Source organism: Capnocytophaga felis (genome assembly GCF_009684755.1).
In the GTDB taxonomy this organism is placed as follows: domain Bacteria; phylum Bacteroidota; class Bacteroidia; order Flavobacteriales; family Flavobacteriaceae; genus Capnocytophaga; species Capnocytophaga felis.
The window spans coordinates 167,097-177,472 of record NZ_BLBC01000008.1 but is presented as its reverse complement, the minus strand read 5'-3'; the positions used below and the strand labels follow the sequence as shown (position 1 = coordinate 177,472).

At 35.2% G+C, this 10,376-nt stretch carries 6 protein-coding genes; 1 reads left to right on the top strand and 5 read right to left on the bottom strand.

Annotated elements, in window-relative coordinates; genetic code table 11:
* Window positions 1–69: 69 nt before the first annotated feature.
* From GN105_RS07615 to GN105_RS07600, 4 genes are all read right to left on the bottom strand, one after another.
* On the bottom strand, window positions 70–1,509 hold the full coding sequence (locus tag GN105_RS07615) for a PorP/SprF family type IX secretion system membrane protein (RefSeq protein ID WP_155284810.1): 1,440 nt from the start codon (window positions 1,507–1,509) through the stop codon (window positions 70–72).
* The gene (locus tag GN105_RS07610) at window positions 1,509–4,583 is read right to left on the bottom strand and encodes a T9SS type B sorting domain-containing protein (protein WP_155284809.1); all 3,075 of its coding nucleotides are present in this window, start codon (window positions 4,581–4,583) and stop codon (window positions 1,509–1,511) included. The genes GN105_RS07615 and GN105_RS07610 overlap by 1 nt, the downstream gene beginning before the upstream one ends.
* A gap of 405 nt (window positions 4,584–4,988) precedes the next feature.
* Complete coding sequence (locus tag GN105_RS07605; RefSeq protein WP_155284808.1) at window positions 4,989–7,181, bottom strand: PepSY domain-containing protein; 2,193 nt, start codon at window positions 7,179–7,181, stop codon at window positions 4,989–4,991.
* A 128-nt stretch (window positions 7,182–7,309) separates the two neighbouring features.
* On the bottom strand, window positions 7,310–8,566 hold the full coding sequence (locus GN105_RS07600; RefSeq protein WP_155284807.1) for a sigma-54 interaction domain-containing protein: 1,257 nt from the start codon (window positions 8,564–8,566) through the stop codon (window positions 7,310–7,312).
* 266 nt (window positions 8,567–8,832) lie between these two features.
* Here GN105_RS07600 and GN105_RS13080 point away from each other — a divergent pair, with 266 nt between their 5' ends.
* Window positions 8,833–8,964 (top strand): hypothetical protein, encoded by a 132-nt coding sequence (locus GN105_RS13080; RefSeq protein ID WP_255317897.1) that lies wholly within the window; start codon window positions 8,833–8,835, stop codon window positions 8,962–8,964.
* Between the two features lie 41 nt (window positions 8,965–9,005).
* On the opposite strand, the gene radA is transcribed toward GN105_RS13080, so the two are convergent.
* Window positions 9,006–10,367 (bottom strand): DNA repair protein RadA, encoded by a 1,362-nt coding sequence (gene radA, locus GN105_RS07595; protein ID WP_155284806.1) that lies wholly within the window; start codon window positions 10,365–10,367, stop codon window positions 9,006–9,008.
* Window positions 10,368–10,376: the final 9 nt, after the last annotated feature.

The following is a 10,376-nucleotide window of genomic DNA, read 5'->3' as shown; positions in this document are numbered from 1 at the left end:
TAAATACTTTGGTATGGTAATATTTTCTTATTTATTCCTGAAAAATCAGAAATTTAATCATTAACACCACTATTTGGTGACTCTTAATATCCAAATACTGATATCCGAAAATTCTTTGCGTTTTAACATTTGAGTCATTATCAAACCTGCATCTTCTTTTGAGTCATATGGCTGATTAAAATACACATAGGTCATATTATTTTGAGGATGCAAGAAGGCACTAGCCGTAAGCCCCATTGACCTAACTTCTTTTAAGCGTTGGTACGCCCCTTTCGGATTTCTAAATACACCAACAATAACATAGTAACCATCAACAATTTTTCCTCCAGCAATTTTATGTTCTTGTACATTGATTCTGTCCTGTAATGATTTCACAGGGTCTTTAGGTTTTTCAACTACCGGCTTTTCTGTTTCTTTTGGTTTTTCAGTAACAGCTTCTTTTGGAGTTTCCGGCTTAGCACTCTCTATCACTTTTTTTCTGTCCAATTCAGCTTCTTTGGCTTTTCTGGCTTCTTCTAATTTTCTGGCTTTCTCGTGTCTTTTTCCTCCGTATTGATAAACCAAACTGATTTCATACGTTCCCCCCAAATTGCTCACGTAAGAACCTATCCCTTGCTCATACCCAAAACCTGCACTAAAGTGAGAGGTTACATTAAATCCCAATCCTCCGAATACTCCATATTTTTGGTCATAACCTCCGTAAACCCAGCCAATCAAAGGCATATCCAACATTACGTTACCTCCCAACTGGAAATTTTCGGAACTTCTTCTGGCTCTTGCCATCATTGAAAAAGTGGCTTCTTCTAATATACCAGAACCACTCATCATTGTATTGCGGTACATTAAATGCCCTACAAAAGATTTTGCGTTGAACGGCACAGCCATTTCTTCGGCTGAGATGGCGTAATCCACTAAATTTTCAGCTACAACCCCGAAATGTATTTTCCCGAAATTAATATCGAATCCCGGTTGAATATTAAAAATTCCGGTGTTTGAAACATTCTCAAAAATTGGGTCTCCGGGATTGTTTATTATTACTTCACCTTTGGAAATTCCTGTCATCCCGAACATTGCATTGATTCCCAATCGAAGGTAGTTTTCATCAGAAATTTCAATTTGATGTATGTAATTCCCTAAAATACCGTAATTTGTAAATACTCCCGCCTTTTTCTGAAAAATCATACCGTGAAACATCTCTTGGTCAGACCATTTTTTGCCGTAAGTTCCCATATAGGTTTTAAAATTATTTCTGAAATTCATCCACTGATTTCTGTGATACAACGCAATATGAGATTCCTTCTCTCCAAAAATCGGAAATGCCGGATTCATTAAAAAAGAATTGAATTTCACGGCTGTATGCCCGGGCATTTCATACGGCAAATAGTGATATACCTTTTGAGCCACAGCAAATTGCAGAAAAAAAGTAAAAATAATTAATATGATGGTACTTCTTTTTGTCATAATTCCTCCTTTATTATCTAAATAAAGTAATAAGTTATTTGTGTTCATTATTTAATTACGGTAATAACTCCTTGTTTCTCAACTTTCCCGTTGACTTCAATTACGTACATATAAAGGAGTGCCCTTTTACCTATATCCTTGGATACATTCATATTAGGCCACCTATTATCATAATTTGTTCCGTCGAAAGCCACTTTTCCTTCTTGAGAATATATCCTTACCCTTACATAACTTTTATTTAGATACTCATTTGGAATTTCCCAAAAATCATTAAATCCATCTCCATTTGGTGTTACAACATTCGGTATTTCATTAATTTCGTACAAATCTTTTATTTCAAACGAAACTACTACCGGCGAGCAAGTTCCTCCAATTGTAGTTGTTAAAGTATAAACCCCAACTTCTGTAATTACAACTTTTTCACCAAAGGTTTGCTTATCAGGAGTACTCCAATAATACTGATAATCACTACTACTATCTAAAACTCCTACCTCAAGTCCTTTTGTTGCAGAAAAAGAAGACTTATCAGGAACTTCCATATTGTTGTCCAAACGAATAAGCTTTATATTTTCTGCTTTGAAATAATTTACAGAAATTGTTGCGGATTTCTTGGTACATACTCCGTTTGATATTTCCATATAATAATTTCCTGCCTCAGTAACGTTATAATTAGCTTCTATTGCACCTTCAATTTTGCTACCTTCTTTGTACCATTGATAGGAATACGCTGCTGAAGAAACGGAAGAAGATAAGGTTGTGTTACCTCCCGGACATATTATAGGTGTATTATTAGGGCTTTCGGTTTGTATTGTAACGTCAGGGACAGAGGCAAACGAAACTCTCAGTTTGTTAGACTCCGTGATTGAAGACTTGTATGTGGCTTGTAATGAATACTCCCCTATTGACCCATCATTCATTACCAATAAATTTCTGTAATCGGTTTGTCCTTGAATTGGAACACCATCTTTCAACCATTGGTAAGTAAAGCTGTCAAAATCGGTGCTATTGAAAGGTAGTGGTTCTTCTCCTACTAAAACACCTTCCAATTTCTGTAATTCCAACGTAGTTTGGGTAGCCGTACCGTCACAGTTTTCCGATTGATTTTGCGTTTTAAACCCTATTGTTGGTTTTAAACTTTTTACCTCTATATAATATTGTGTAGGTGTTACTCTTTTCTCATTGGCACAAGTAGTTCCGCCGTTTACTAACTCAGCATAATAACTACCCGGTTGTGTAATATTTAGTGAAAGACCCGTTTCTCCGGATATTTCCTGTCCATTTCGGAACCATTTTATTGTAGGACTTGTCATTGTGTGAGAAATAGTCAATGTATAGGATTTCCCATCAACATAAATTTCTTTCGGTCTCATATCTCTTGACCAACCTGCCGTAACATCATCTTTAATCGCTACGATGGAGTTAGAAACTGCGGCACAGCCAGCTTCACCTTGTTTCATCATAGAAACGTGATAAGTTCCCGTTTGTGAAATTTCATATTCATATTTACCAACTTCCTGTAGTACCTCAACCCCGTCCTTATACCAAGTATAGGTAGCTGAAGCATCAGCAGGCTGAGCGGTAAGTTTCACGGAGCCGGTACAAAATTCAATACTTCTACGCCCCTCATTTAACTTAACTGCACTTGCGTCAATAAGTTGAATTGACAATTCATTAGAACGAGGAATTGAATTATACCCTGAAGCAGAAACTTGCAGAGAATAAGTTCCGTTTTTTGAAGTGTTATCCAAGAAGATTTCATTACTGTTAGCTCCATCTACTATTTCTGCTCCTTTATACCACTGATATGTGAATACATTATATGTAGAAGGCTCCATAACTACTTCACCGGAATCCGTTACAGCTACAATTTTTTCAATTGCTAATGATGTTTTGTCATACAAACAAGCCTGATAAGAAGCTGATTTGTACTTAATTTCCACTTTAAAACTTGTTGGGCTTTTCAGAGTAACTTTTTCAGACAATACCGAACCTGCACAAGTTCCGTTTTGTGTTACTTTAACCTGATATTCTCCCGGCTCAGAAGCTGTGTAATCCCGTGAAGTTGCTCCATTTATCTCAGCACCGTTCAACAGCCATTGGTAGGAAGGATTCTCGGCTGTGGTCTCTGCTCTAAGTTGCTTTGTCGCTCCAGGTAACATCAAATCACCATCTGTTACGGTAGCTGAAACTTTAAAATCTTCTTTAAGTTTTATTTCAATAACATTGGTGCGTTCTTCACAATCTTGTCCTGGAACTGCAACTCCCAAGTAGTATCTTCCTGCAACATCTCCTGTTGTTGGTATAGTATAGGTGTCAAGCCCTTCCCCTTGTGATACCACAACATCATTACGATACCATTTGTAAGTATATGAAGTGTTTTTAGTACTTGCAGTAAGTTTCACATTCTGTCCTTTGCAAATATTTGTATCTGAAGGATTTGAAGATATGCTCATTCCCATATTACCAGCTACCGTTACCTCAACATTATTAGAGCGAGAGTTTGATGACCCGGAACAAAAATTACCATAATCTACAGTAACGTAATAAGTTCCTGCTTCTGAAACGGTATATGAAGGACCTGTAACCCCAGATATCAAAGTATTATCTTTGTACCATTTATAAGCTTTTTCCGTTTTCTTATCCACGGATATTTCTTTAGAATGTCCCGGACAAAGAGCTAACTTTGATTGCCCATTATTGAGTTTCAAGGAGGTAGTAACATTCAAATAATACGCTGAGAAAGAAGTACTCTCAAAAGAACTTGAAGGAGCAGTACTACTTACTCTGATTTTATATCCGTTGCCGTGAACTGTGGTTGGCAGCTGTACATTTGTAGAAAGCTCAAAAAGCGTATTCTGATTTGTAATTGTTTTCAATATGGTAGGCTTAGAAAAATCACCATTAGCATCAGATAGCTCAATTATGTATTGATTATTTGCTGTAGGAAGTGGAGGTGCCCATTTAAACGATAAACTAAAATTGTTGTGAGTAGTAGAAACACAAGCATCGCTGAATTTCAAAGAAATAGATTCTACTCTACCATTGTTAGACTGAGCAAAACCTTCACTTGAAAATAAAAATACAAATAAAACAAAAATACTATGAAAAAAACAATTCTTCATTATAAAAATCTTTACTAAACAATTCTAAAAAATACACTTCTTACAAAGCATATTTAACAAGACAAAAGTACAAAAATTAATCAAAATCAAAACCCCTCATTAATCAGAGACTCTCAAAAACACAAGTATTAACTAACTTTCCCTTATTTTAAAAAAAACCATAAAACTAAACAAAACAACCCTTAAAAGAAAATAATCATTAAAAAATACTGCAAAACAGAATTTTATTCCACAATAAATCACAAAAAACAAAACAAAATTCCTTGACAGAATTTTCAAAATTAGAATCTAAAGATATTGTTAATTATGAAATTTTTAAGATTTCGGAAACAGATTTTCAGAAAGTTTTCAACAATAAATGTTGAAAACTCCAATTAAAAATAAAGATTTTTTTAGCCTCCTGCTTTAATAACAATCCATTCGGATTTGTCCTCTGTTTTGGAAATAACTCAATGTTTTTTTCAAATGTTCCTTACAGACCTTTTCAAGAATAGTAATCACCCCTTTTTGCATTGCAACAGAACCACAAATCATCACAACTCCATTATTTTCAAGTAGTTTAGCAAAAAACAAAGCCTTCTCCTGCACAATATCTTGTACATAACATTTATTTTCAGAACGAGAGAAAGCCAAATGCAAATCTGAAATCCTTTTCTCGGACATATTTTTCAAAACGGTTTCGCGATAAATATCAAACGATTCCCTGTTTTTTCCTCCCCAAATGAGCGTTATAGGAATTTGCTTCTTATTGTTTTCAACCATTCCCAAAAAAGGAGCAATCCCTGTTCCCGTAGCAATACAAGCCACCTGACTTGCTTTTTTAGGAAAATGAAATCCTTGATTTATTTCCAAGCCTGCTTTTAACAAATCTTCTGATTTTAAATTATTTAGCAAATTTGACACAATCCCCTTTTCGTGACGTTTTACACTTAATAACACCTCATTATCAATGGTTTTACCAATGGAATACAATCGTTCACGACCATCAGTATCGGGCGTTATGGCAAGTAAATCTCCAGATTCAAAATTCACTGTATCAATAGGTTTTAAAACAAGCAAAAATGTTTCATCACACTGAATATCTGTTTTTTTAACTACCTTAAAATCAAATTGTTTTCGTTTCTTTCTCAAAATCATTTCAGCTGGCAATTGCAATACAATTCCTTGTTTTTCAGCCCATAAGTTTGCCCAGTGAGAAAATGACTCAAAGGACTGATTATTAACTGTATGTATATCAACAAAAGATTTTCCTTTTAAAGACTTTCTCAACAACTCATCAACCTCGTAGGCATATTTACAAAAATCAGGATAAGCCAACGAACCAAAGCCCACAACAGAAAACCAAAAAGGATTCTTAACCTCATTTTCTTGCCATAATTTTTTAAATTTTGTAGCGTTAAAAGGCTCATTTCCTTGACCATAGGTTGAAGTCATCACAATTAAATGTTCCATATTTTCGTAAAGAGAAAAAGCGTTCATTTCTGCCAGAAAACTTTTCTTTCCCAATCGAATCAATTCATTATGAAGCATATTTGCAAAAACAAAAGTAGTTCCTCCCTCAGAACCTACGAGAATTATATGTGTGCATTCTTCTTTTTTAAACGGATTCTTAATCTTTGATTTTCTGCGTTTTAGTGTAATTGCAAATCCCGAATAAATAAAAAATAATATCCCGATGCAGGACAAAAACAATACAAAAGACCAAATTAAATTGCTACGACCCGTATGCAAAATTAAGCTGTAATGCGAAATAATCTTCGTTAGGAAAGAATCAGACTGGCGAAGCACATCTCCTGTAAATTGATTAATAATCAACTTTTTATCAATCATTTCTATTCGATAGAATTCTTCAATATCTTCAAAAAGAGGAAATTCTACTTTACGAACTTTTGACAAAGGAACCTCAAACGCCACAAAATCCGAAATCTCTTTTTTAGGCTCTTCCGAAAGCAAATCGACGTTTACTTCCTTCAAAGATGCTTCCGCAGGCAATAGCGAAAATCCTTCCAACGAAAGGTACAGCCCTGTAAAAGTAATAATGAAAATAGGTATCAAAATCCATCTGCCGAAAATCGTATGGTAATAAGGAAAAAAATTCTCTTTTACGATGTTGCGAAAAAAATGCCTCCAGCTTTTTTGTTTCCTGATAATCAGAAATATACCAGAAAAAGCAATCATCATAAGCAGCAAAGAAGTTACCGCCATAATGATGCGTCCTGCTTTTCCCATAAAAAGCGAACGATGTAATGTCTGTGAAAAAGTGAAAATTTCCGCTCTTTTAAAGGTTTCCCCGATTTTTTCAGCCGTTTTGGGATTAATATAGAAAACAGAATTATTTCCCTCACTGTCAATAACTTCAGCCTGTACAAAATCATTTTCGTTTACTTTCAAAGTTAGAATTTCCGGATATTTTTCTTTCAAAGAAATGATAGTTTCCTTTAAATTAACATCATCTAAATCAACACTTTTTAGGGCTTTGGAATAATTCACAGCAGGTTCAAAAGCCAAAATCATTCCTGTTACAGAAGCAATTAAGATGAAAACAGAACCTAACAAAGCCAAAGCCAAATGGGCATAACGCCAAACAGACAAAGTCATTTTTTATATTTTGAAGTTATTTTTATTTAATTTAATTATAAGATAGAAAACAAGTTATTTAAAAATCAATATCTTCAATGAGTTTGTCATCAAAAATATTGATTATTACTATTTTAAAAATTTTATACTTATAAATCCAGATTATATTGCTTAATCTTTCGATAAAGTGTTCTTTCTGAAATACCTAATTCCTTTGCGGCTTCCTTTCGCTTTCCTCCATTTCTTTCCAAAGCCTTGATAATCAACTCTAATTCCTTATCCTGTAAAGAAAGAGGTTCTTCAGTGATATCTTCCTCATAATCATAGAGTTCCTCCTTATCAGAGATATCTCGTAAAGGTTGTACGTGTTCCACAGGAATGATGGAAACCATAGGTGTAGCTTCTGCTGGGCGTGAACTCTCTCCGTATATTCTGTGAATCAGTCCTTTATTATCTTCTTTAACTTTCTGAGAATTATCGTGTTGTAAGAGTTCTAAAGTCAACTTTTTCAAATCATTCAGGTCGTTTTTCATATCAAACAACACCTTATATAATATCTCCCGTTCGTTACTAAATTCACTTTCATTTCGGGTTGCTCCCATCACTGTTGGTAAATTTGTACTCTCATCAGGCAAATATTCTTTCAAAGTAGTTGCTGAAATATCCCTTTTTCTTTCCAAAACTGAAATTTCCTCTGCAACATTTCGCAATTCGCGTATATTTCCATTCCATCGATAGCTTAAGAGCAGATTTACCGCATCATCAGTTAGTTTTACCGGAGGCATTTTGTATTTTTCGGCAGAATCAGAGGCGAATTTTCGAAATAACAGATGAATATCTTCTTTTCGTTCCCGAAGCGGGGGCAAATAAATCTCAACCGTACTTAAACGATAGTATAAATCTTCACGAAATTTTCCTTTTTTGATGGCTTCAAACAAATTCACGTTCGTTGCAGCCACAATACGAACGTTGGTTTTCTGTACAACTGATGAACCTACTTTAATAAATTCGCCATTCTCAAGCACACGAAGTAATCTCACTTGCGTAGTTAGTGGAAGTTCGCCCACCTCGTCCAGAAAAATAGTTCCTCCGTCGGCTTCTTCAAAGTATCCGCTACGAGTAGAGGTAGCTCCTGTAAAAGCTCCTTTTTCGTGACCAAACAACTCAGAATCAATCGTTCCCTCGGGAATAGCACCACAATTCACAGCGATGTATTTGCCGTGTTTTCGCAAGGACAAAGAATGTATTATTTTCGGAATGGATTCCTTTCCCACGCCACTTTCTCCCGTAACCAGCACCGAAATATCCGTTGGAGCAACTTGTATTGCTTTTTCAATAGCTCGGTTGAGTTTTGGAGTATTGCCAATGATACTAAACCGTTGTTTTATAGCCTGTATATTTTCCATTAGTCCCTTTGCTTTAATAGTAGTTCAACGTTGCAAATGTAAGATTTATTTCTCAAAAATTTAAATGATTTGGCTTACAGACGAGAATAGAAATGGCTCATATTTTACAGAAATATTTTTTAAAACAATTCAAAATAGAAAAACAACACACTAATAATCAATACTTTAAAAACAAACAAACATTTCAACCACCCAAATTATGATAAATGTCATATTTTTGAATACTAAAAAGCTATAAATTAGCCATTTTAAATTCAGTATTTAATATGATAACTCAAAACATTGCACTTTATGACCACACTGCCGGCAGCATTATTATCGGTTTTTTCGGACTTGTTTGTATCGGGTTTATAGTGATGACCGTGTTGTTTTTCCGCAGTGGAAAAAAGAAAAAATAGGTTTTCAAAAGCTCAAATTTTAAAAATTTGAGCTTTTGGGCTTATCCGAATAATTCCTGAATAGCGTCTTCTATTTTAGCAACTTTTACAATTTTTATCGCCGTATTTTTCAGAGCAATTTTATTGTATTTGGAAATAAAAATGGTTTCAAATCCGAGTTTTTCGGCTTCCGTGATGCGTTGTTCCACACGTTGCACGGGGCGTATTTCTCCTCCTAATCCCACTTCACCTGCAAAACAGACATTTTTCTCAATTGCAATATCTTCATTAGAAGAAAGAATTGCCATCGCAACTCCCAAATCAGTAGCCGGATCGTCAATAGTGATACCTCCTGTTATGTTCAAAAATACATCTTTTGCCCCCAATCGGAAACCGGCTCTTTTTTCCAATACGGCAAGTAACATATTGAGTCTCTTGGCGTTAAATCCAGTTGCACTTCGTTGAGGCGTACCGTAAACCGCAGTACTTACAAGTGATTGTATTTCAATCATTAACGGACGCATTCCTTCTAAAGTAGCGGCAATGGCAGTTCCACTGATGTTTTCATCCGTTTTGGAAATTAAAATCTCGGACGGATTATTCACCTCACGCAAACCGCTACTCATCATTTCATAAATCCCTAATTCTGAAGTAGAACCAAATCTATTTTTTAGTGAACGTAAAATGCGATATACGTGATTTCGGTCTCCCTCAAATTGAAGAACCGTATCCACCATATGTTCCAAAATTTTTGGTCCTGCAATTTGTCCGTCTTTAGTGATATGCCCAATAAGAATAACGGGCGTGTTGGTTGTCTTGGCAAACTTTATAAGCTCGGAGGTACATTCCCTGATTTGCGAAATGCTTCCTGCAGAGGCTTCAATGTAATCGGTTTGCAAGGTTTGAATAGAATCAATTATAACAATCTCAGGTTGTAACTCTTTGATTTGATGAAAAATATTTTGTGTTTTTGTTTCTGTAAGTATGAAACAATTATCCAACTTGTGTGGAATGCGATCAGCTCGCATTTTGATTTGCTTTTCACTTTCTTCACCCGACACATAAAGCGTTTTGTAAGGCAAATTGAGTGCAATTTGCAACAAAAGCGTACTTTTCCCAATGCCAGGCTCACCACCAAGTAATATCACAGAACCAGGCACAATTCCTCCTCCCAGAACGTTATTCAGCTCGTGATTGTTACTATTCAAACGCGTTTCCTGTTGGGTACTTATCTGAGAAACAGAAACATATTTAGCTGTTTTTTTTGCTTTAGAAGTCTCTACCTGCCAAGCTTTTTTTTCTTCTTTTTGAACAACTTCTTCAACAATGGTGTTCCACTGTTTACAGGCGTAACACTGCCCTTGCCATTTACTATACTGAGTACCACAGTTTTGGCAAAAGTATGTCGTTTTAACTTTCATAATTCACTATTA